We start from the raw sequence: 23,626 nt of genomic DNA on the forward strand, positions 1-23,626 counted from the left end.
TTTACTTTAAAATAATAATGTGTGAAAGTATCTCCTAATTGCTTAATTATTTTTTTTATAGAATCTAGTACGTTCATCTGAGATAACACCTTTCCAGTTCAAACCAAATGCAAAGTCATAAACATTTCCTTCTAAATCCTTATAACATTCCATATCATGAGGTACGTCTTCACATTGCTTCTCCACTGTTTTCATATGTGCAGGCATTTGCATTGGTAACAGTCCTAAAGGTTCTACCTCTCCTGTTATAATTTCTAAAAGTGCTTGGTCCTGTACTCCAAAGTTCACTAGAAGTCCATCAATTTCGCTTTCAAACTCAGAAACTATGGCTGGGTTTGATAAGAGCATTGAAACAATGACCGGTTTACCTTTCATCGCTTCTTTTGTTTTTAAGACTAAATCCAAATCTGCTTCATTCCTAGTTTCAACAGAGTTCCCTTTATACGAACGATTAGACACCTCACGTTGGTCACCTGCAATGCTATTTTCACGTGCATCTAGAGCTGTGTATGGACGATATTGAAGGCTAATCGGCACATATCCACTTCCTCCATTTTCACGATCTTCTCTACTGTATCCCCCTCCGGAATCAGGTCCGTAAATACAAACTAAAGCGAAATCTGCTTTTTCTGGATCATCTGTTATATTTACATACTTGTTAACCACATCTAGATTGATCGGGTAATCAGTTTTAGCAGGAATTTTATTTCCAAACCAATCGACTTGTTCAGGATAATAACGTTTAGGTATATATACAGTTTTTCCTTTTTGTAGAGGTAAAACCTGCCCCTTATTTTTCAGCATTACAATTGATTGTAATTGAACCTTATATCCTTCCTCCATGAACTCAGGATTACCTACTATTTTCGTACTTTCCTCTGCTTCAAGATATGGATTTTCAAAAAGTCCAGTACGAAAAATATTTTTCAGCAATTTTACAGCTGATTGCTCAAAGCGTTGACGCATAAATGCTTCCCCATGCTCTTGAACTCCCATTTCATACGCTTCTAAAACAGGTCCAACTTCATTATTACCTCCGAATTGATCAACACCAGCCATGATTAGCTTATAATGGCGTTCAGCCACTGAAAGATGCTCTACTCCCCAAGGTTTACCAGCAAACAAATCAACGTTTTCTGGTTCATCAGCGGTAATAAGCCAATCGGTACAGACGACCCCATCATATTCATATTTATTACGCAACAAATCTTGGATTAGATAGGAATTGTAGGAATTACCCACATTTTCTCCATTTACCTCATCTTGTTTAAATGAAATGGTGTAATATGGCATAACAGCAGAGGCAGCTTTCGTTTTTCCCTTTAATTTAAAAGCTCCATCAATAAATGGAGTTAAGTGCTCATCAAAATTATTTCCCGGGTACACTGCGTATTTGCCGAACCCCCAGTGTGCATCACGACCAGCTTCACCAGACCCACCGCCAGGCCAGTGTTTAACCATCGTGTTAACACTGTCATAACCCCATCCTTCAGAAATTTCACTATCACCCTCAGATGTTTGAAAACCGTCGATGTATGCTCTGCCTAAATCTGTGGATAATTTTGAGTCTTCTCCAAATGTTCCATTAAACCTGTACCACCTTGGATCAGTGGCTATGTCTACTTGAGGTGATAATGCTGTTGTAATACCAAGTGCACGATATTCTTTAGCTGCAATTTCACCAAATTTCTGTACGAGTGTTGGATTAAAGGTAGCTGCCAGGCCAAGGCTCTCAGGCCACATTGAAATCTTTCCTCCTGCACCTTCATTAAATTCTTTACTAGAATCGCTACCATGACGAGGATCAGAGCTGTTGTTAGCCGGAATCCCCATTCCAACTCCTTCAACTATAGCTTGAACTTCGTTATTCCATCTGGCTGCAACTTCCGGAGATTCAACTGTTGTGATGAGAACATGACGTAGATGGTCGTTTGTTAAAAACTCCTTTTGTTGATCTGAAAGCTCCCAGGGTTTTACCCCACTCTCATCAAATGATTTACCATTATATGTACTTGCGAAGAAGCCTCTTGTTGCTGCAGGAATGGATTGATGACGGCTATATAACATTAATCCAGCAATTTGTTCAATTGTCATCTTTGATGCAAGATCTTTTGCTCGTTCTTCCACAGATAAACGCCAATCCTTATATGGCTCAAGGTTCCCACTTTTATTTAAATCCTTAAAAAATAGGCCATCCTCTTCTAGTATCTTTATACCTGATTGAGTGGAGTAGCCTAATTTCGGACCTTTTTTATTTGTAATATATTTTATCATGACAATTATCCTCTCTATAAAAAAATAAACAACTACAGCCAAAAAAGTATATTTCTCCCTCATAAGTACTTTCATAATATGAATAGAATAATGAATCATTAGAAACATGGATTGACTCTAATTAACGTGAGTCAATCCATATTTATCTTAGCTCACAACCGTTTTTTTCTGAACGTCATTTAATTGTTGAATCATATCCTGTAGCTTTTCTTCTGTAAAGTTACCGTCACTAAAGTTTGATAGAGCTCGCAATGGCATATATTTCATCATTGCAGCCATCATTTCAGAAAATTCTCCTTCATCTTCAGCCGCAGCTGCAAATGGGCTTCCTTCTTGTGCTTTGACTAGTAGTTCTTTCGCAAGTGGTGCTAAATTAGGGTTTGCAAGTAGGTCGCCTACTGTTGTATTACGATGAACCTGTAATGGAAGGTCTACCGTAGATTCAACTTGAACTTTTTCTATTAAAGCAATATCTTTAGAATTCTTCCCTACCAACAGTTCAAATTCTCCACTTTCTACATGCCAATCTTTTAATTCTGTATTGTAATAAGCAAATGAACGCTTATCTAAAGTAAACATAACTGTTTTTTCCTCACCAGGCTGAAGTTCAACTTTTTCAAACCCTTTTAATTCCTTTTCAGGTCTGCTTATGCCACTTTCTACATCTTTTACATAAAGCTGAACAACTTCTTTACCAGCAACATCTCCTGTATTTTTCACATCCACTGTAACAGTGAGTGTATCTGTATCTTTTATATCTGTTGAACTTACTGATAGATTGCTATATTCAAACGTTGTATAGCTTAATCCATATCCAAATGGGAATAATGGCTCTACATTTTTTGTATCATAATAACGGTAGCCTACGAAAATACCTTCACGGTACTCCACTTTGTCCCCATCTCCTGGGAAGAACAGGTAAGAAGGATTGTCACTTAATTGCTTAGGAAATGTTTCAGCAAGCTTACCACTTGGGTTTGCATCACCAAATAGGATATCCGCAATCGCCCCACCAAGTGCTTGACCTCCAAGATAGCCCTCAAGTAGTCCTTTTACTTTGTCTAACCAAGGCATTTCAATTGGGGATCCATTACTTAGAACAACTACGATGTTTGAATTCACTTCAGCAACAGCTTCAATAAGACGTTTTTGATTTTCAGGAATGTGTAAGTGTACACGGTCATATCCTTCAGATTCATAGCGATCTGGTAAGCCCGCAAACAAAATAACTGTATCTGCTTGTGAAGCCACTACTTTTGCCTCTTCAATTAATGCTTCATCGATTGCATCTTTATCACGATAGTAGCCTTGAGCATAAGAAACATTTGCTGTTGACCCAGCTGTTTTCTCGATTTCCTCAACAATATTTTCTAGCTTTGTTGGTTTAATATGAGAGCTTCCTCCACCTTGATATCTTGGTGCCTTTGCAAATTCACCGATTACAGCAATATTCCCTGACTTTTTAAGCGGAAGGATGCTATCTTCATTCTTTAATAGCACCATGCTTTCTCTAGCTGTTTCTCTAGCAAGCTGATGATGCGCTTCTTTATCATATGTTGCATTTTCTTTCTTTTCTTCAACTGCTTTAAAAATGATCCGTAAAATACGCTCAACAGCAGCATCAAGCTTCTCTTCAGATAATGTACCATTTTGAACCGCTTCGATAACCTTATTCTCCCCGATCCCTTTTGATGCCGGCATTTCGAGTTCTAGACCATTCGCAAGAGCAACATCACGTTCATTTACTGCTCCCCAGTCTGAAACAACAAATCCTTCAAAGCCCCATTCTTCTTTTAAGATTTCATTTAGTAGATAGTTATTTTCAGAGGCAAACTCTCCGTTAACTTTATTGTAAGAACACATGACTGTCCATGGCTGTGATTGCTTAACCGCTCCTTCAAAGCTAGCTAAGTAAATTTCTCGGAATGTTCTTTCATCAACGATTGCATCCGTTGACATTCTACGGTGCTCCTGGTTATTCGCTGCAAAGTGCTTTAACGATGTTCCAACTCCTTGACTTTGCACACCTTTAATATGATTAGCTGCCATTTCTGATGAAAGATAAGGATCTTCAGAGAAATACTCAAAGTTACGTCCACATAAAGGAGAACGTTTAATATTTGCACCAGGTCCAAGGAGAACCGCAACATCCTCTGCTTGGCATTCTTCCCCTAAAGCTACACCAACTTTCTGAATTAGATTGCGATCCCATGAGCTAGCCATTCCTGCAGCTGACGGAAAGCATGTTGCAGGTACACTATCAAATAATCCTAAATGATCTGCTCCCATTTTTTGTTTCCGCAATCCGTGTGGACCGTCTGTAACCATAATAGATGGAATACCTAAACGTTCAATTCCTTTTAAATTCCAAAAGTCCTTTCCTGAACATAGGCCCGCTTTTTCTTCTAATGTCATTTGTGATAGTAGAGCTTTAATATCTTTCGTCATCATAATCCCTCCATGAAAATTCATATAAGTAACCGCTTTCTATACTGATTATTATAAATAATGCTCACACTTTACTTTGGTATTATTTTAATTTTCTTGGCTATATTTTAATATTATTTATTCAATGTGTTATGATTTTAATATTAATGGAAGGAGGCTGCTATAATGCTTCAGAATTTACCGTATATTTGTAAACTAATTTATGAATCTTTTAACATTCCTGTTATTTACATAAATGAACAAGATGCATTGGAGTTAGAATTCGGTTTTCACAAAATCGACCATCTATTTACATCCCAACAAGAAATGTTGGAGCCATTTTACTTAAACAAAGATCTTTTCCCCTTCCCATTATTCGTCACAACGGAATACTATGAAAATTATTTTTTGATTCAAGTGAGAGATCATAATCAATACAAAGGGACAATGATCGTCGGCCCTACTCTTCCTTCTGAACTTAGCAATGAAAGACTAGGTGCACTGATGAATGATTTGCCTGTCCAAAAGGATCTAGGTGAGAAACTCGTCCATTATTATGAATTACTTCCTCGCATATCAAATATGAAATTGATTAACCTCAGCATGCAGCTGTATTATATGCTCTATCAAAAAACACTTGATCCGGCAGATATCATTCTTAAAAATATAGAAGTAGGGGAACACCTATTACCTAATGAGGATCCACATGTGACAATTTCACAAAAACGTGAAAAATTGTCGTTTCACCATGATTTTATGTATGAGAAAAGGATATTTCAATATATAAAGGAAGGGAGGAAGGATGAATTTTTAAAAGTATATAAGTTAAGTCCTGAAAAAGGAGAGCTAGGGGTATTATCTAAAAAAAGTCAGGTACGCAATCGTAAAAACCTCGCCATCACTGCAATTACTCTAGCTACACGTGCAGCTATGGAAGGTGGACTCCATCATGAAATCGCCTATACACTTAGTGACTTGTATATTCAAAACCTAGAGGAATTAACGGATATTAAAACAGTTGATGCCTTTATGGAACAAGCCTTAAGCGATTTTGCTGATCGAGTACGGAAACATAAACAACAAAGATATTCTAAACCAATTAACATGTGTTTAAACTATATCTATACAAACCTTTACGAAGACCTAACCCTTACAAGTCTGGCTAACCTTGTAGACATGCATCCCAATTATTTATCATCTCTCTTTAAAAAAGAAGTAGGAATTTCAATAGCTGAATATATTCACCAAACAAAAATAGAAGAAGCCAAGTCGTTGTTGACATTTACTGACTATTCATTATTAAAAATTTCAACCATGTTAAACTTTCATGACCAAAGTTATTTTACTAAGGTGTTTAAAAAATATACAGGTGTTACGCCGAAGAAGTATAAAGATAATAACTATGTGGGTGATTAGAATAGGAATACTTATTTGGGGAACAATGCCTGATACCCATTGATTGAGTATTTTAGTTTATTTTCATTTCTATATAAAAAAGAGGATACCGAAAGCTATATTTTCGGTACCCTCTTTGTATTAGACATTCGATTGTCATTATTAATCGAGCGGTTCATCTACTTTGTTAATAGACTATAACTATTTACTTTCTACCTTTATAGGCATTTCCCTTTTCCGTTTCTAGAGCCCAGCTTTTAGAAGCTACACCAGGTACTCGCCCGTTAAGGAGAGGATCATTTGTTTTTTCCATCCAATTATTAACCTTAGCTCGGAGCTCTTCACCAATCGTAGCATAATGTGGATTTTCAATAAGATTCGTTTCTTCTAACGGATCTTTCTCCAAATCATAAAGCTCTTCCTTTGCATTTGGAACATAGAATTTTTGACGGACCTCTTCACCTGAAGGGCTTTTATGAATGTCCATTGGTAAATAAATTTCAGGACCATCTTCAAAATTTCTAACATATTTATATTTTTTTGTACGAACTCCCCTCATCGGATGATAGTTATCATGCCAAGTTAATTCAAAAAAGAATTCATTACGTTCTGTTGCCTCCGTCTCTTTTAACAAAAATGGGGCAAAGCTCTTACCGTCCAAATTTTCAGGAATAGGTAAGCCTGCTAAATCTAAAATGGTTGGCATTAAATCAATGTTACATATAATTTCATTGGTTGTAACGTTTTCACCAAAGAGCATTGGACTATAGAAAATAAGCGCTGTTTCTAATCCTGCCTCTTTCATCGTCCCTTTTGCTCTGGGGAATGCAATACCATGGTCAGTTGTATAAATAAGAATCGTATTCTCATCTAATCCTGTTTCTTTAAGGGTGTTTATTATCCGTCCGATTGCTTCGTCCAAAACTTTGACTGACCCATTCATCAAGGCAATTTCTTTTCGAACCTTTTCGGTATCAGGGAGATACTCTGGAACAGTCACTTCCTCTATTTCATCAGCAAATGGTTCATACTCATCAAATGTACGATGTGTTTCCCAAAAACCAATATTTGCAAAAAATGGTTTACTAGAATCTTTACTCTTTTCCTTTAAATACTCGATTGCTTTATCTGCAACTTGTGGTGCTCTCGAGCCTTCTATTTTTTCATAACGTTGATATCCTAGTTTGGTATTTGAACTATATGTGCCTCTTTCAGTATGTCCGATCGTTTCATGACTAAATCCAATAAGGGTTGTCTCATATCCACCTTGTTGGAGTGCCATTGGTAATGTAGAAACATCTTCGTTAATACCAAACTCATAATGGGCAAGGCCAATTAATCCATTATTATGTGGATAAAGACCTGTCAGAATACTTCCCCTACTCGGACTACATGTTGGAGTTGGGCAAAATGCTTGATCAAAGCGAACTCCTGATGAAGCTAAACGATCAATTTCTGGCGATTTTACTGGTCTGTCATAGCACCCAAGATATCTTCCTGTATCATGTGATATTAAAAATAATATATTTGGTTTTTTCATTCTATACACCATCCTATTCAATCTAAATCTATTTAATAGACAGGCTGCCAATTGTTTCTTTAATTTTGTAGGCAGCCCTTATGACAATCAAAATGTTTATTGGGTTTAAGAAGCTGGGGAAGATTCCATGATTTCCTCAATCTCAGTTTTTATAATCGAAACATGTGGACCATAAATTACTTGTACACCGTTTCCTCTAATGACTACACCTTTTGCGCCTGTTTTCTTTAGGTCTTTCTCAGATACCATCTCAGCATTATTTACCGTAACACGTAAACGAGTAGCACAGTTATCTACTTCACTAACATTTGCTTTTCCACCTAGAGCAGAAAGAATTGAAACCCCTCTTTCGTTACCATTAACATCTGCTGAAACTTCTTCTTGTTCATCCTCACGACCTGGTGTTTTATAATTAAACTTTACAATTAATGTTCTAAAAATTACATAATATAGAACAAAGAAAACCAACCCGATAACCGGTACTAATATCCAATTTGTTTTATCATTACCCTGTAGAATTCCAAACAATGTGAAATCAATTAATCCCGCTGAAAAGGTCATTCCGATTGTTAAGTTAAAAATATGAGCTGTCATGTAAGCTAAGCCCCAGAATGCTGCATGGATGACAAATAAAGTTGGTGCAATAAATAAGAATAAAAATTCTAGAGGTTCTGTAATACCTGTTAAGAAAGAAGTTAATGCAGCTGTGAAAAGAAGACCGCCAACTTTCTTTTTATTTTCAGGCTTTGCTGTATGATACATTGCTAGCGCAGCACCCATTAATCCAAACATCATTGTTAAATATTTTCCACCCATAAATCTTGCTACAACTGTATCAAACTGTTCTACATTTGGATCACCCAGCTGCGCAAAGAAAATGTTCTGTGCTCCTTGAATAACATTACCATCAACTGTTAATGTACCTCCAAGACCTGTTTGCCAGAATGGTAAATAGAAAATATGGTGTAAACCAAGTGGTCCTAATAACTTAAGAATAAATCCAAAAATAAATGACCCAAAGTAACCCGTTTTATCAACTAAATCACCTAAACCTGCAATACCTGATTGTATTGGTGGCCAAATATAAAACAATGCAATTCCTAAAAGCACTGAAATAACAGACGTAATGATCGGAATAAAACGTGATCCACTGAAAAACCCCAAAAATTGTGGTAACTGAACCTTACCGAACTTTTTGTGCAAAATGTAAGTTAATAGACCTGATAAAACTCCCCCGAAAACTCCTGTTTGTAGTGTCTGAATACCTAAAATCATTGCTTGTCCAGCATCGCCTAAATTCGTTTCTGCTATTTTTCCAGATATCTTTAATACAGCATTTAAAGTAGCATTCATAACTAGATAGGATAAAAGTGCAGCTAGACCAGCTACGCCTTTGTCAGTCTTGGCTAATCCAACCGCAATTCCTATTGCAAATATAATTGGTAAGTTTGAAAAAATCACCTGTCCGGCTGAACTCATGATTGTAAAGATTGCTTGTAACCATACTAGATCTAAAAATGGATACATAGCTATTGTATTCGGATTTGAGAATGCCCCTCCAATCCCTAGAAGAAGACCTGCTGCAGGAAGCACAGCAATTGGTAACATGATGGCTTTTCCAAACTTTTGAAATTTACTAAACATTTGATTAAACATACCTTTTCCCCTTTCTTTATCTTTATTATTATTTGAAGTATCTATTGCAAGATTTATTTCTTGATGAACTTGCATGGACACATCTTTACCAAGAATTAATTCAATCCATTCAGAGCGAATGATCGCTCCATAAACTTTCTCTATCTTTTTTAACTCATCTAAATGAACTATGCTCAAGTCATTAGCTTTTAATCGAATTCTTGAAGTACATAGTATTATTTCTTCAATGTTTTCCTTCCCACCCATTTCCTTCACAATTTCATCAGATATTTGAATGGCATTCATTTATTTATCACTCCTAACTTTTAAAAAGAAAAAGACCTAAAACGACAAGAAATAGTTTTCCTTTATCCGTTTTAGGCCTTGCCTGATTTAACAGTAACAATCCTGTATTTAATTGGTTTTTTTTAATGCTTAGAGTTCTTGTCATATATTCTTTGAATGTGTAACGTTATATATCCAATTTCTGATTCTGGAAAGCTCATACTATGCTCTGCATTTAGGAAACTCGCTAATGATGAAGCGCATTCAAAACTTTCACTATACTTTGTCTTAATAACATTTAACATATCTTTATCCATATCATGAAAGGGTTTGTTGTCTTCTAGCCTAGCTAAAGCAAAATGTAAATGTGTTAATAGGCGCTGATAGTCCATGCCCTCCCTATCTATATCAATACTTAAATGACTTGAAATAATATCAATCATATCTTGGATAATCATTGTCTTTTTAATAGATGATCCTATATTCGTTAGATTCATTTTTGCAGTATGAATATGAAGTGCTATGAATGCCGCTTCATCTATTGGAAGTGATACCCCTATTTCATTTTTCACATGCTCGATACCCCAAATAGCAATTTCATACTCTTGATGATAGAGGTTTTTGATTTCATTCACTAATCTATTCCTAATTGGAATTCCATTCTTTTCTCTCTCAAGAGCAAAGGACAAATGATCTGTTAACGCAATATGAATATGATCATTTAATTTTAATTCTAATTTTTCCTCCGCATAAGAAATAATATCTTCTGCTAAGGTAATGTGACTTTCTGGAACAGATTGTAATAGTTCTTGAAATTTCTTATTTTCTTCCTTTAGGATAAAGATTTTTTCAATTTTACTTTGGTCCACAAGATCATTTTTACTTTTTTGAAATGCTATACCTGATCCCATGACGATCTTTTCAACACCATCTTCTTTAATGACTATGGAGTTAATATTAAGGATTTTATTAATTCGCAATATCGCCCATCCTTTCCTTACTTAATAAATTCATCCTGCTACTTTATCTTTGCTATCAAAACATTCGTTTTTCCTGAAATTGCTGATTCATTATAAAATTTATCTAATTTTTTCACTTTGTCACTATTAACAACAACCATTGGTGTGATTATACTGGCCGCCTTCTCTTTAACCAATTCTAAATCAAACGTCATCAAGAGATCACCAGGTTTCACCACGTCATTAACCTCTATATGAGCTGTAAATCCTTCTCCTTGCATAAATACAGTATCTAGCCCTATATGAATTAGTATTTCCAAACCATTAGTTGATTCTATACCGATTGCATGCTTTGTAGGGAAGATTTGAGTTACTTTTCCTTCGACAGGTGAAACTACTTTCCCTTCAGTTGGAATAATCGCAATACCGTCCCCAAGCATTTTTGCAGCAAAAACTTCATCTTCCGAACTCTCAATTTTTATAATTTCCCCTTGGATTGGGGAAACAAAAACTTCCTCTATACCTTTTTTACCGATTAATTTACCAAGCATGTTTCTCTTCCTTTCTAAATAAAAAAGGCCTAAAACTAACGTAATTATTACGTAGCTTTAGGCCTTGCCTGATTTAACAGTAACAAACCTGAATATTTAATTTATGTTAAGTTCATAATAAGCTAATTTGATTAATTTATCAACATGTTTTTTTAAAATCGGACTTTAAACTATGTCTTTTATCCTATTCTGTCTATTAAAAGCTTCTAAAACCTAGCATCAGTTTTATGACGAACAACATCAGAAGTTTCTACATAAAAAGTTAACAACCGTTCTTTTAGTTTCGATAAAATCTCCGAGTATTTAGGATCATTTATTCGATTATCCCTTTCATTTGGATCTTCTTTTAAGTCATAAAGTTCATCTTCTTCATATAATCGTTTTACATATTTATAGTCTTTTGTTCTTACCATAATTGCCTTCGTATGTTCTGGTCCTTCACTACGCTGCATTTTCAATCTTGGATAGTACAATGCCCCAGGTTGTTGTTGGTCGGTGGCTTCTAATTCCATACAATGGGTCTCTCCATGTAATCTTCCACCTTGACAGAATACAGCATCACGATGTTCATTTACTTCACCAGCGATAATAGGAAGAAGCGACTTACCAAAATGGGTGTGTTCTGGTTCAATACCCAAAAGATCCTCTATTGTTGCAGGAAGGTCAATTAGTTCTACTAGCGCATCCCTTACACCTGGTTTTACCTCATTTGTTGAAGGTAGCTTTACGACAAAGGGTACTCCCGCTAAACTATCCTCAAATGTATTTTGGTTTTTTTCTACGATATTAAAATCACCAGTATAATCTCCATGATCTGAGAAGAAAAACACTGCGGTATCATCGTATATCCCAGCTTCCTTTAGAGCATCCATAATCATACCAAATTGATGGTCTACTCGTGCGCACATACCATAATACGTGGCCCTAAGTTCATCCCATTGTTCTTCTGACCATGACTCCATATTTTGATTATCTGCGATTCCTTTTAGCATGCTTGGCTTACCTTCGAAGTTTTCTGGTGGTTTCACTCTCTCAGGAAGCTTTTCACGATCTATCATACTAAACCATGGCTCTTCAACTACGTATGGAGGATGTGGGTACATTAAGGGTAGATAAATACATAACGGTTTATCTTTTGGAGCATTTTTGATACGTTCTATAGCACCTTGAATGTATCCCCAATCATAATCTGCAAAGCCTTGTAATCCATGCCCCTCTTCAAGCTTACCACCATAAAAAGAATAATAGTCAGGAGTTCCCGGCTCACCACGCCAATCATCATTAAGCTTGGCCGATGTCATTTTCATCCCTTGTTCAGGCTCGTATTTCTCATCACAATACTCTGAAAAATCTGCGTCATTTGGAATTAAATCATTTTTGCCGCCCCACCATACGTGATACCCTTTTTGTTTAAGAGTACGTAACAATACTGGATCTTCTGGCTGCATCATATGGAAAATCGTCCGGTTTCCTTTCACATGTGGATACCATCCACTCATAAAGGAACATCTACTTGGTGTACAAACTGGATTCTGACAAAAAGCGTTTTCAAAAGAGACTCCATCTGTATTTACTAATGAATCAAGATTTGGAGTGACTGCTGCTTGATTGCCTAGATGCCCCATGACATCTCCTCTCCATTGGTCAGGATTAAAAATAATAATGTTTGGTTGTTTTTTTTTCATCATAACTCTCCTAAATTAGTATTTTCTCTAGGATTTTCTAGCCGCAATTTCTGCAACAATGCTAGCATATTTGGCACTATCTAATTTATGAAAAGCAATAGCTATCATGCCTATCACTGCAGCTATAACAGGTACAATTGTGACTGAGAACAATATCCCATGTAACGCTTCCGGAGTTTGAGTAGCATTTGCAACATATCCAGTCGAAGCTAAAATAATTCCAGATAGAGCACCACCTATCGCCATTCCAACCTTTTGTGTAAAAATGAATGAAGAATAGATTAATCCTTCGGCTCTAAGACCTGTTTTCCATTCTCCGTACTCTACAGTGTCAGGGACCATTGCCCATAGTAATGGTCTAGATAATCCCATTCCAATTGAGAATATTCCACCAAATAAGAAGATCGATACATTACTAGAATGGAAGAAATATAACCCTAATAATCCTAATGCTGAAATTAATTGACTTAAAATAGCTAAATTTCTTTTTCCCATTAGCTTTACAAAAAATGGACTAATGATAACAAATAAAGATGTAATTGATAATGTTATTAAAGAATAGACTGCAAACATTCCGACATTTCCATAATTATATTTAAAGAAGAATAACATTGCTCCGTTTTGAATTGTGAATGACATGGTGTTTGTAACAATGAAGATTAAAATAATTAACAATGGTGCATTCGTTCCTACTACTTTAACCTTTGTTTTAAAAGAGTACAGTTCACTTTTTACTTTCTCTTTTTTCTGTTCCTTTTTCTCTATTCCTTTGGTTCCAAAAAATGTGATGAGTAACGTAATAATTGCTATTACTCCAAAGATCCCAGAAACAACTAAAAAACCGATCTTTTCTGATGGAAACATTTTAACCATCGGTAAAGTTGCACTCGTTGCCAATAGTGTTGAAACAGTACCGAAAACGACTTTAATAGAAGAAATTGTCGATCTTTCTTGATAATCTTGTGAAATGACAGTCATCATTGAACTATAAGGAATGTTGACGATCGTGTACATTAATCCGAAGAGAATATACGTTGCATATGCATAGATAAGCATCCCTGTATCACTAAAATTAGGAACAGTGAAGCACAGTACACCAGATATAGCTAGTGGAACTGCACCATATAAAATATATGGTCTAAATTTCCCCCACTTACTTTCTGTAGCATCTACAACTACACCCGCAGCGATATCGGTAACGGCATCAATTAAGCGAGTAACTAAAAATAATGTTCCTGCTGCAGCTGCAGAAATGCCAAACACATCAGTATAGAAATAAAGTAAATAAGAAGCAATGACCATAAAGAAAAGATTAAGACCAAAGTTACCCATTGCATATTGGATCGACAATTTCAAACCAGCTTTTTGGTTTTGTTCATTCAATTGAACTTGTTCTACGACATTAGCGTGTTGCATGCTCATTTTATAACCTCCTTTTAATTTACCTTAATAGATCTCAGAATTCATGATTACGCTTACTTTGAATAGAGGTAGGAAAGGAGAGTTAGGTGAATCCCTTCACTATTAGACCGTAAGTAACTACAGTTATTCTTTTTCATTCACTTCTGTAAACACAATAAAATAGTTCTAGATATAAGAATGACTTAGTTCACCTACTCAATTTGTATCCCCATTCGAGTTAAACATTAAGCGTTTTCATATGAACAGTTTATATTCTTTTATTTAAAACGTTTGGTACTTTTTTATTAACTTTGGTGCTTTTTTATTCATTTTAAAAATATTTACGATTTTTTAGCAATAATCTATATTTTGATACTATCTAATATGAAATAACTTTTAGGACAAGAAAAAATACGCCCTCATCCCGAAAGTATTTCGAAAAAAGACCGTATCTCAGATTTGTTCTTAAAATCTTGCTATTATCACTTTTTATATTAATCTCCCTCTATCTTTGTATTGCTTTGGGGTTAAACCCGTTATCTTTTTAAATACTTTTGTAAAGTAGCTTTGATCATTAAAATTAAGCAAAGTACAAATTTCAAGGAATGAATAATCAGTTAGCACAATTAGTTTTTTAGATTCTTCTACTTTTTCTTGTTGTATATATCTTGAAAGAGTTTGTCCTACTTCTTTCTTAAAACGAGCAGATAGATGAACAGGACTTATTCCAATCGATTCTGCAATTTGAGAAACGCTAATATGATCATATACATTCTTATAAATAAAGCGGAAACATTGATTGATTATTTCTGAATATTTTTTTTGGTTACTTTGTTGAACAAGTTCCGCAAAATCATACATAGATTCGTTTCTTACTCTTCTAACACTTTCAACGTCTGTGGCATCTTCTATATTTTGAATAAAAACATCACTTAAGGTTCGAGCTAAATCCCACTCTAATCCTCCTTCTATAGCTGCTCTAGTGGCTATAGTTATTCCACAAATAGACAAATTTTTCTGACTTCTCAAATAACTATTTCTAGCTAATATACCTCTCTCCCCTACACTTGTTTCTGTTAACTTTTTAAGGAAATCTTCTTTTCGTCCATCTCTAATACATTGCATGAGCTCTATTTCGTAATATTCGGGAGGATGAAATGCTTGATTCTCCCTACGTTTAGAAATTTCTAACTCAGGAGGGTTACTTATTAAGGTATCTTTCATAAACATTCGGTTTTGATTAACAATATCTGCTATGTCCATTCTTTCATTAAATACTAGGAAGTAAAGTAACTTACAAATATTCAAAAGCTGGCCCCTACTTACCTTTGGTAAACGGTCATAATATAAGGTGAGTTCTTGTTTTCCGATTACTTTTGAAAAATCATTTAACAACCCAGTGATTGTCTCTTGAGATAGGTTCCCAATTAATGTGGGACCAATAATGAATGTTCCTATCATTTTATCGCTGGTTTGGATAGGCATTAGAATGAAATTCTCTAGGTATTCATTTTCTTGAAGAATAGGAAAATTCACTTGAACACTATCTAATTTGCTCCATTCAATTATATCCCAATCAGAATGTAATGGATTAGAGTTTGATTTACTTGTGTAATTATGTAATATAGAACCATTAAGCTCTGTAAATTTTACTGGAATTTTAAACGTATCAAATAGTAGCTTACATACATATTCAAAATCGGATGTTGTAGGAAAAATCATCTTATCCCTCATTTTTAAACGATTATTATCATATTTAGAAATTTTGTTTGGTCAGAATATCCTCGATTTTATGATAAACTTTTACTCAAATGATTCAAGAGTGAATCGTTTCTTATACAGAAAAAGAGCCCAATCCAAGATTAGACTTCTTCCTTTTACTATGAATAAATCGCAGCTCCCAGAACACCTGACATTACAATGACTAATGCAGGATGCAAACGAAGCTTTATTAAAGAAAATAGAGACAATGCGAATATAGCTAGTAAGCTACCTGAATACCAAGAAAAAGAATCTAATAAGTGATTGCTGATTGCAAATTTAATCGCTGCATAACCAATAAGGCCTGTAATAATTGGACGTAATCCATAAAATGCAGATTCAACATGCTTATTTTTACTAATTCGATAGAAAAAGGTTGCAATAATTATAACAAGTAACAAGGACGGAATAACCATACCTAATCCAGCTGCGATTGCCCCTGTGATCCCATTAACCTGGTACCCTACAAATATCGCACTATTAGTGGCAATTGGCCCAGGCGACATCCCCGCAATTGCGATAACATCTGTAAACTGTTGAGTCGTCATCCAGCCTTTATTGATAACCTCCATCTCAATGACAGGGATCATCGCATATCCTCCACCAAATGAGACAAAACCAATTAATAAGAACACCCAAAATAGTTCAAATAAGATCATGTTAAATTCCATCTCCCATATAACATTCTAAATCTTGTATAGAGGAATTCTTTTTCTTTTTTCCGTCTACCGAGTAACCAAGTTTCCGTTTTACGTTAACAAGTAGAATACCAAGAATAATACCGGAGAAGATGATTAAGACCGGATGTAAATGAAGGAAAAACAGAATGGCCATGGAGCCTAATGAAATAATAAGTGTTGTTTTATCAATGATTGCTGTTTTTCCAATCATATATCCTGCATATACAATAAGGGCAACAATAGAAGCACGAATTGCCTGAAAAGCTGCTTCAATTTTAGGATTATCCTGAATTTGCAAAAACAAAATACTTAAAGCGACTACAATTAGAAAAGTAGGCAGAAATACTCCTAATAACGCAGCAACAGCTCCTCTAATCCCTCCTATTCGATAGCCTATAAATGTAGAAGAATTTATGGCAATTGCTCCTGGAATTGATTCCGCAATTGCAAAAACGTCTGTTACATCCTCATGATTGACCCATTTCTTTTTATCTACTACTTCTCTTTCAATAAGTGGAATCATAGCATACCCACCACCAAAGGTAACTGGACCAATTTTTAAGAAGGTCCAAAAGATTTGAAATATTTTTTTTGTATCTGCCTTCATAAAATTCTCCCATCCTTTTTATAATTATTTTCAAGATTCTATCAAAAAGATTGATGAATTTTTAATTATTTTATTTATCTTAATTACTACGATATCATGCTTTCATAAGAAGGTATATTGCAACAAATGCATAGGTTATAACAGATCGTTATACTTCCTTTAGAGTTCTTCTGAGATGTACATATGGTAATATTGTAAATATAAGAATAATCGGTACTATAACTTTGTGGGGAGGAGTTTCCTTGAACATCGATAGTTTGAAAACGTTTTGTTTAGTAGTTGATGAGGGGAGTATTAGCCAAGCGGCAAGATTAAGTTTTGTTTCCCAGCCTGCTGTAACAAGACAAATTCGGCAGCTTGAGAATCTTTATGGGACCCTGTTATTTGATCGAACAGAAGGAAAATTAATTGTAACGGAAACAGGGAAAATGCTTTATCCTTTCGCAAAAGCAATTATTAACGACTTTAACCGATCCAAAGAAGTGATCTTACAGGCTACAGGAGAGTACAATTCTAACATTAGGGTAGGTGCATCACTGACAATAGGCGAATTCCTTTTGCCAAATTTACTAGGTCGCTTTAAAAAAATGACACCTGAAATAAACGTAACATTAACCATAAAAAACACACCTAGTGTGTTAGAGGATTTAGCGAATGATGTAATTGATATCGGCTTGGTTGAAGGGATTGTTGAAGATAAGAAATTCACCGTCACTAAATTTGCTGATGATGAATTAATTCTCGTTTATCCAGCAGACCACCCTTGGAGAGAAAAATCAGAAATAGATATTAACGAATTGGCAAATGAACGAATGATTTGGCGAGAATCCATATCAGGAACACGACTAATTATCGAAAACGCTTTAAGAGAGCATGGCGTGTTAGATAAAATTGAAAGCTACATGGAAATCGGAAGTACACAAGCAATAAAAAGTGCGGTAGAATCAGGTCTTGGAGTAAGTATTCTCTCAAGATTAACCGTTGCAAGAGAATTGGAGCTAGGCTTTTTGAAGGAAATGAAAATTTCAGGAATTAATATAAAAAGAAGCTTATGGCTCGTTAAAAAACCTCAAAGGTTTAATAGAAATAGTGTGACTAGTTTTGTTGAATTTATTAAATAATCATTCGAGATACATAAAATTGAATTTGTTTTTCAATTATCATTAGTTCTATATATATTAAACAACCTGAATCCTATTCGAAATAGAATTCAGGTTGCTTTTGATTGTCTTCTCTTACTGGTGTTCGTAAAATACATATTTTACACGAAGTTGATTATTTAGATAATTTCAATAGAGTATCATCAATTAATTCAAATAGATAATCAGATGGTTCATCTCCAGATTCTTTAAGTTGTAGCAATTTAAATAAATCATCATCACAAAGACTAATTATTAGTTTACCACTTTCTCTTAACACGCCTTTAGTTGCATTTATTGCGTTATTATCCAATCCTGTTCGTGAAATAATGAAGCAAACATTTCTAAGCGCTGTTTGGAATAAGTATTTTTCGGTTGTATAAACCTGTGTTTGCTTTACTTTTGTACTGTAATTTTTAAATTCAAAAACTATGTATCGAGAATGAAAATCATTAATGAGAAATTCCCAAAATTCATTTCCTCTCCTTACTCTACATATTAAATCGTATCTATTTAGTCCATCATCCGTTCTTGATTGTCTGTGCCATCCAGTTAAATTCTCATCAAAAAGATATTTTAATATTTCTTCACATTTGTCCTCATACAAACTAAAAGTTGAATTACCAGTACGGATATTTTCAAGCTCTTTCCCTAACAATTCACCTCTTGGAAGATTGTATAGTATCTCTGGATAAGAGTGACTATTAGCTTCGTAAAACAAGGAATTAATATCAAACAGCTCTATATTTTCTTCTACCGGTATGTCTTGAGGGATATCATATAATAGATTAATTAATTTAGTTCTTAAAATATCATTATCTTTTGTTAAATACATTAGGTTTTTACTATCAATAATATGAATGTCAAAATCTTCTTTCAATTCTTCTTTGAAGGAATTTTCCAGGGGCATTCCTATAATAATTACTGCATTTTCAATATTTAATTCTTGAGCAGCATCCTTTGCAACTTTAATTGCTTTGAGCAACATTGATTTGTTAGGTTTTCTTGTTCTATAAAACTTAATTTCAATAGCTACCTTTTTACCATCTTTACGAGTAAGTATCATATCTGCAACATCATTATAATTATTAAACTTTACATCTTGCTGAACTAAGAATCCTTTACTTGTAAAAATGTCTCCACACAGTTCTTCAAAAGCGTACGCTTTCCTAAGTATTTCAGAAGTATTGGTTTTTAACATTGTTTTCTCCTTATCTCAATTGCGTCTTTTTTCTGCCTCTGTCTCTATAGTTTCTATTAAAGCTAAGCCTAGACGGAGTAAGCTGTTAATTAATATAGTCAAGTATCTGATTGCATATATCATTAATTAACCCACTTACTTGTATATTATAATATTCCGTGGTAAAGGATATAGAAATAATCATTTTTGGATACGTAAAGCTTTTGTTTTACATTAAATGTAAGTCCATTATAATGTCATAGTTTAGATGAAAGTTTTTTATTAGGTCAATCAATAATAAGCAAAAGAGTATTTTCAGATAGTTATGCCTAAGGAGGAGTAAATTTTACGAATTTGCAATACTAGCTATCTCTAACAGCGTTATATATACAAAAGCCTCAATTATATAAATAAGTAAAAAAATTTAATAAGCCTCAGCCATTAACTCATAGATCATATTGCTTAATTTCTCCCTCAATTCACCGTGCTTTTCAGTAGAGTAATGGTATTTTGCATTTCTCCAATTCTCTGCAGAATACTGCCAAACTGGATAAGGAATTCGTTCTATAGGTTCCCAATTATATCGAGGAAACACATGAGCATGTAAATAAGCATCCGTATTCCCATAAATTGAATAATTAACTCTCCTAGGGCTACAAACCTTTAAAATCGCTTCCCCAATCAAACTCATATCTAATAGATATTCACTACTTTTTTTAAAATTAAGTTCCTCAAGTGAGGTAACTGGTTTAGTTGGCAAAAGTACACAATAACCAGGTAAAAATTGAGTATCTCCAATAGCAGCAAAACCACTTCTCATTTCTGCAATAACCATAGGGTTTTCCCCACGTTGAGAGCAGATCCAATTCTATCCTTTTTCCACTCTTCATTTAAGGTCATTTTTATTTTCAACTCCCCAGTTCGTCCAATAACTAATTTAAAAATTACTATAAACTTATTGTTTTTCCTTTTTACTGATCCTGATCTGAACTGAAAAAAGCACTTATCCATATTATTAAAGGTTACCACTTGATCGTAATATAAGTTTAACCAGTTTTTACTGGTTAAACTTTTTTATTTGGTTTTATTATAGCGGTAGTCGGAGTAGAAATTAGCGCGAGACCATTATAAAAGATGGACTCATATTGAAAACCATCTTTTTTGTTGATTTTATTATTTATCATATGTGCTTTTTTTTCACCATCTATTTCTAGCCCATCTTCCTTTTGCTTTATCCCAACTATCAAGTTCAGCTTTATTATATAGCTGTGCTTTTTCACTATAAGTTTGGAGCCAACTTTTTTCAAACCTATGCAATTGTGAGTTGTTACAATATGTTAATATTTTAAATACAAAGCTTTCCTTTCCATATCTCTTAAAATCCTCATTTATTTCTTGATAACTATGATTTCCTGATTTTATTAATGAAGCATGCGATTTAAACCTGCCAAAAATATGATGTGAGCTACCTACATAAAATCGATTTGTTTTATTGTTTTGAATTACATATATACCTTTTAAATCTTCCGTACTGTATCTATATTTTTCTTTTCCTAACTCCCACACATCATCAAATGATAAAGATTGATTTAAATGTTTCATTTCCCATTCAGTAAAGTTTTTTCTCGTTGTTTCAAATCCCATTTTGCTCACTCCCTTTTTCTATAAATGATCATTTAAATTTTTATAAAGTATCAATAAGTGCTCAAAAGTGAAGAAAAAGTAACTACCAAAAAGGGATTGATTTTCTTAGCCTTCTGTACTAAACTGCTTTGTTAGTTTAAATACATTTTTTGTCAATTTCTTCCCTAATTTTAACACGATTTTTTCATCCTTGTTATTCCACAATTTGGCCTGTTCGCGGAAGAAAGGAATCTAGCGTTCATCCCTCAAGACGTGTTAATAACACTTACCGTTAGTTCCTAATATAATAAAGAAAACGTCTTATTCCAGTACTATCAAGGATTTAAGACGTTTTTATCTACTAAGATTTAGTTGTGTTAATATGTATTTTACACGAAGTTATACTTTCAAGAATAATAGGGAGTTTCCTCCCTCTTTGCTTTTAAATTATATCCAACTGGATAATCGTTTAAAAAAATTTATTAAGATCTTCCACACTAGAGTCTGATGGTTGAAGATCGTTATTAAACTAACGCACCCTTTAATGCAATACTCCTTAAATGTACGTTTTATTAATTTATAAATACTACTTTAACCATCCTGCAATCCTGCCTCATTAGTTCAATTAAAATAAATAAGCGGTAACCTTTTTCAGATTACCGCTACTATTATTTGCATGCCGAGTTCAATTCACACCCATTGCAGCTTTATGTAGTTTAGAAACTTAGGTTCCTCTTCTTTTTATAAAGAATCTGTTTACTTATACCATTCATCTTTAATTTTACTTATATCTAGTTCCTTCCACTCCATTTTCCATAGTTTCCAATATGGGATATCATTTGAAGAAGGAGGAAATTCACATGGATCTATTTGCACTAAACTTGGAATCACAACAGATTCACCAATTAATAGTGCTTCGCCTGCTTTAAGTGAGGGCAATTTATCTATTAAGTTTCCTAATGTATCGGGCAATAGTTTTTTTACAAAAGTTTGATCATTAGGATTCGTTAATCTCATTGCAATAAAATTATTGCATTGAGAGAAGATAGTTTCAGAAAGTTCCGAAGGCCTTTGACTTGCAAATAATAATGTAACTCCATACTTTCTTCCTTCTTTTGCAATTCTTTCTATGGATTTTTTTGAGGATCGGAACTTTAGTAAATCACTATTCGGAACATACTTATGTGCCTCCTCAAAAACTAACAAGATAGGAACATCATTGTTAATCTTTTCCTCTGGGTTTAACTCACACCTCAATCTTTTATAATAATATCCATACTCAAAAATAATCCTGGAAATTAATGATACTGTAATACTTAAAACTTCAAAAGGAACACCACTTAAATCAATTATAGTAACATTCGTTTTTTTACCATCACTATAACCGAGCAACATCTTTAATGTATCTTCAAAAGATATTGATTTTGAGCCTTCACCCAAAAGAAAATCAAATCTTTTGTCGTTTATTTTGTTCTCTAACCTATTAATAAAGTTAATAAGTTTACCATTCATACCTGTAGCTGCCGTGCCAGCAGGCTTCAATTCTTCATTAAACAATCTGTGCTGGCTTTCTTCATTAAAGACAAATTTATCGCCGTTTTGGTCTTCCCATACTATATCATTTGAAGTTACTTTTTTCTCTTTGTTTCTATGACTAACATAATTTAATACTTCGTTTAAATCAAAGAATACTGGGGAGTCAAAGTGAATTTTTTCTCTTTCTTCCGGTGTTCCTCCTAATTTTAGTTTTCGATTATTAACAATTGCTTCCTTAAAGATGTTTCGTTGGTTATGATCGTTAGCTTCTGTATCCAGAAATAATTCCTCTAATTCCTCACTATTTAATAACCAGTAAGGTAAAGTAAGATTGTCTATTCCAATAATATTTGCATCAGGAAATGCAGATTTATACTCGGAGTGTATATCAAAAAGAATAATATGCGAATTATTTACTGAGAATTCTCCTTCTTTTGCTTTCACTGCTTTTTGCAATAAGGAAGATATAGTATGCGATTTTCCTGATCCTGTTGACCCTACTATAGCTATATGTTTGTTAAAAAACTTATCTCCATTAACAGGGACTTTTATTTCTACATTATTAGAAAGAGAAGCAAAAGTAAAATTTTCCTCGGTATTTGAAGATCCTTCATAGATTTTTTTTATATCTTCTATTTTAGCAGGCTCGACTTTCTTAGGAGGTATTGCTAAGGAATCTCCCCCCCTAATGAACTTATCATCTTTTAAAAGCCCTAATGGAAGTGCTTCAATAAAATATTTTCTTTCACCTTTTTCACTTACCTCAATTGAAAAATTCTCGATTATTGACATTAATACTGAATTCTCGTTATCGGCAACTCTAAGATAAGAACCCACTTTTAACGATTCATCAGCAATCTTAAAATCTTCTAAACTATCAACAGAAATCTTCACCTTATTTGGATATACAGATATAACTTCAGCATTTATTTTTTCATCTACGACCAT

At 34.1% G+C, this 23,626-nt stretch carries 17 protein-coding genes; 2 read left to right on the forward strand and 15 right to left on the reverse strand.

What is annotated here, in order from left to right; translation table 11 throughout:
* Positions 1–42 precede the first annotated feature (42 nt).
* Both I7822_RS20820 and I7822_RS20825 read right to left on the reverse strand, forming a co-directional pair.
* On the reverse strand, positions 43–2,274 hold the full coding sequence (locus I7822_RS20820) for a glycoside hydrolase family 3 protein (protein WP_243459592.1): 2,232 nt from the start codon (positions 2,272–2,274) through the stop codon (positions 43–45).
* Positions 2,275–2,421: 147 nt separating this feature from the next.
* Positions 2,422–4,722, reverse strand: coding sequence for a glycoside hydrolase family 3 C-terminal domain-containing protein (locus tag I7822_RS20825; RefSeq protein WP_207981023.1), 2,301 nt, complete (start codon positions 4,720–4,722; stop codon positions 2,422–2,424).
* Between the two features lie 165 nt (positions 4,723–4,887).
* Between I7822_RS20825 and I7822_RS20830 the strand changes: the two genes are divergently transcribed.
* Complete coding sequence (locus I7822_RS20830) at positions 4,888–6,117, forward strand: helix-turn-helix domain-containing protein (RefSeq protein WP_207980992.1); 1,230 nt, start codon at positions 4,888–4,890, stop codon at positions 6,115–6,117.
* 184 nt (positions 6,118–6,301) lie between these two features.
* Here the strand turns inward: I7822_RS20830 and I7822_RS20835 are convergent, their stop codons facing one another.
* From I7822_RS20835 to I7822_RS20875, 9 genes are all read right to left on the reverse strand, one after another.
* The gene (locus I7822_RS20835; protein WP_207980993.1) at positions 6,302–7,636 is read right to left on the reverse strand and encodes a sulfatase family protein; all 1,335 of its coding nucleotides are present in this window, start codon (positions 7,634–7,636) and stop codon (positions 6,302–6,304) included.
* 105 nt (positions 7,637–7,741) lie between these two features.
* The gene (locus tag I7822_RS20840) at positions 7,742–9,577 is read right to left on the reverse strand and encodes a PTS transporter subunit EIIC (RefSeq protein ID WP_207980994.1); all 1,836 of its coding nucleotides are present in this window, start codon (positions 9,575–9,577) and stop codon (positions 7,742–7,744) included.
* Between the two features lie 122 nt (positions 9,578–9,699).
* The gene (locus tag I7822_RS20845; RefSeq protein WP_207980995.1) at positions 9,700–10,536 is read right to left on the reverse strand and encodes a PRD domain-containing protein; all 837 of its coding nucleotides are present in this window, start codon (positions 10,534–10,536) and stop codon (positions 9,700–9,702) included.
* Between the two features lie 38 nt (positions 10,537–10,574).
* Positions 10,575–11,066, reverse strand: coding sequence for a PTS sugar transporter subunit IIA (locus tag I7822_RS20850; protein ID WP_207980996.1), 492 nt, complete (start codon positions 11,064–11,066; stop codon positions 10,575–10,577).
* Between the two features lie 206 nt (positions 11,067–11,272).
* The gene (locus I7822_RS20855) at positions 11,273–12,751 is read right to left on the reverse strand and encodes a sulfatase family protein (protein WP_207980997.1); all 1,479 of its coding nucleotides are present in this window, start codon (positions 12,749–12,751) and stop codon (positions 11,273–11,275) included.
* Positions 12,752–12,778: 27 nt separating this feature from the next.
* Complete coding sequence (locus tag I7822_RS20860) at positions 12,779–14,173, reverse strand: glycoside-pentoside-hexuronide (GPH):cation symporter (protein ID WP_207980998.1); 1,395 nt, start codon at positions 14,171–14,173, stop codon at positions 12,779–12,781.
* A gap of 468 nt (positions 14,174–14,641) precedes the next feature.
* Positions 14,642–15,874: an AraC family transcriptional regulator gene (locus I7822_RS20865; RefSeq protein WP_207980999.1), complete on the reverse strand. Its 1,233-nt coding sequence runs from the start codon at positions 15,872–15,874 to the stop codon at positions 14,642–14,644.
* Between the two features lie 158 nt (positions 15,875–16,032).
* The gene (locus tag I7822_RS20870) at positions 16,033–16,572 is read right to left on the reverse strand and encodes a chromate transporter (protein ID WP_207981000.1); all 540 of its coding nucleotides are present in this window, start codon (positions 16,570–16,572) and stop codon (positions 16,033–16,035) included.
* A 1-nt stretch (position 16,573) separates the two neighbouring features.
* Complete coding sequence (locus I7822_RS20875; RefSeq protein WP_207981001.1) at positions 16,574–17,200, reverse strand: chromate transporter; 627 nt, start codon at positions 17,198–17,200, stop codon at positions 16,574–16,576.
* Positions 17,201–17,442: 242 nt separating this feature from the next.
* Here I7822_RS20875 and I7822_RS20880 point away from each other — a divergent pair, with 242 nt between their 5' ends.
* On the forward strand, positions 17,443–18,321 hold the full coding sequence (locus I7822_RS20880) for a LysR family transcriptional regulator (protein WP_207981002.1): 879 nt from the start codon (positions 17,443–17,445) through the stop codon (positions 18,319–18,321).
* 154 nt (positions 18,322–18,475) lie between these two features.
* Here the strand turns inward: I7822_RS20880 and I7822_RS20885 are convergent, their stop codons facing one another.
* The 4 genes from I7822_RS20885 to herA all read right to left on the reverse strand — a co-directional run bounded on the left by I7822_RS20885 (position 18,476) and on the right by herA (position 23,626).
* Positions 18,476–19,540 carry a restriction endonuclease gene (locus I7822_RS20885; RefSeq protein WP_207981003.1) on the reverse strand — a complete coding sequence of 355 codons (1,065 nt, stop codon included), beginning with the start codon at positions 19,538–19,540 and terminating at the stop codon, positions 18,476–18,478.
* 403 nt (positions 19,541–19,943) lie between these two features.
* Positions 19,944–20,354: an HIT family protein gene (locus tag I7822_RS20890; RefSeq protein WP_207981004.1), complete on the reverse strand. Its 411-nt coding sequence runs from the start codon at positions 20,352–20,354 to the stop codon at positions 19,944–19,946.
* A 362-nt stretch (positions 20,355–20,716) separates the two neighbouring features.
* Positions 20,717–21,163 (reverse strand): GIY-YIG nuclease family protein, encoded by a 447-nt coding sequence (locus I7822_RS20895; RefSeq protein ID WP_207981005.1) that lies wholly within the window; start codon positions 21,161–21,163, stop codon positions 20,717–20,719.
* Between the two features lie 735 nt (positions 21,164–21,898).
* Positions 21,899–23,626: an anti-phage-associated helicase HerA gene (gene herA / locus I7822_RS20900; protein WP_207981006.1), complete on the reverse strand. Its 1,728-nt coding sequence runs from the start codon at positions 23,624–23,626 to the stop codon at positions 21,899–21,901.

It is taken from the genome of Metabacillus bambusae (assembly GCF_017497975.1).
GTDB lineage: Bacteria > Bacillota > Bacilli > Bacillales > Bacillaceae > Metabacillus > Metabacillus bambusae.

What these genes read in the sequence shown, in the direction of transcription:
- I7822_RS20885 (WP_207981003.1), bottom strand. Translation starts at nt 19,540, where the DNA reads ATGTTAAAAACCAATACTTCTGAAATACTTAGGAAAGCGTACGCTTTT.
- I7822_RS20850 (WP_207980996.1), bottom strand. Translation starts at nt 11,066, where the DNA reads ATGCTTGGTAAATTAATCGGTAAAAAAGGTATAGAGGAAGTTTTTGTT.
- I7822_RS20820 (WP_243459592.1), bottom strand. Translation starts at nt 2,274, where the DNA reads ATGATAAAATATATTACAAATAAAAAAGGTCCGAAATTAGGCTACTCC.
- I7822_RS20835 (WP_207980993.1), bottom strand. Translation starts at nt 7,636, where the DNA reads ATGAAAAAACCAAATATATTATTTTTAATATCACATGATACAGGAAGA.
- I7822_RS20890 (WP_207981004.1), bottom strand. Translation starts at nt 20,354, where the DNA reads ATGGTTATTGCAGAAATGAGAAGTGGTTTTGCTGCTATTGGAGATACT.
- I7822_RS20825 (WP_207981023.1), bottom strand. Translation starts at nt 4,722, where the DNA reads ATGACGAAAGATATTAAAGCTCTACTATCACAAATGACATTAGAAGAA.
- herA (WP_207981006.1), bottom strand. Translation starts at nt 23,626, where the DNA reads ATGGTCGTAGATGAAAAAATAAATGCTGAAGTTATATCTGTATATCCA.
- I7822_RS20840 (WP_207980994.1), bottom strand. Translation starts at nt 9,577, where the DNA reads ATGAATGCCATTCAAATATCTGATGAAATTGTGAAGGAAATGGGTGGG.
- I7822_RS20870 (WP_207981000.1), bottom strand. Translation starts at nt 16,572, where the DNA reads ATGATCTTATTTGAACTATTTTGGGTGTTCTTATTAATTGGTTTTGTC.
- I7822_RS20895 (WP_207981005.1), bottom strand. Translation starts at nt 21,163, where the DNA reads ATGGGATTTGAAACAACGAGAAAAAACTTTACTGAATGGGAAATGAAA.
- I7822_RS20860 (WP_207980998.1), bottom strand. Translation starts at nt 14,173, where the DNA reads ATGAGCATGCAACACGCTAATGTCGTAGAACAAGTTCAATTGAATGAA.
- I7822_RS20855 (WP_207980997.1), bottom strand. Translation starts at nt 12,751, where the DNA reads ATGAAAAAAAAACAACCAAACATTATTATTTTTAATCCTGACCAATGG.
- I7822_RS20875 (WP_207981001.1), bottom strand. Translation starts at nt 17,200, where the DNA reads ATGAAGGCAGATACAAAAAAAATATTTCAAATCTTTTGGACCTTCTTA.
- I7822_RS20865 (WP_207980999.1), bottom strand. Translation starts at nt 15,874, where the DNA reads ATGATTTTTCCTACAACATCCGATTTTGAATATGTATGTAAGCTACTA.
- I7822_RS20830 (WP_207980992.1), top strand. Translation starts at nt 4,888, where the DNA reads ATGCTTCAGAATTTACCGTATATTTGTAAACTAATTTATGAATCTTTT.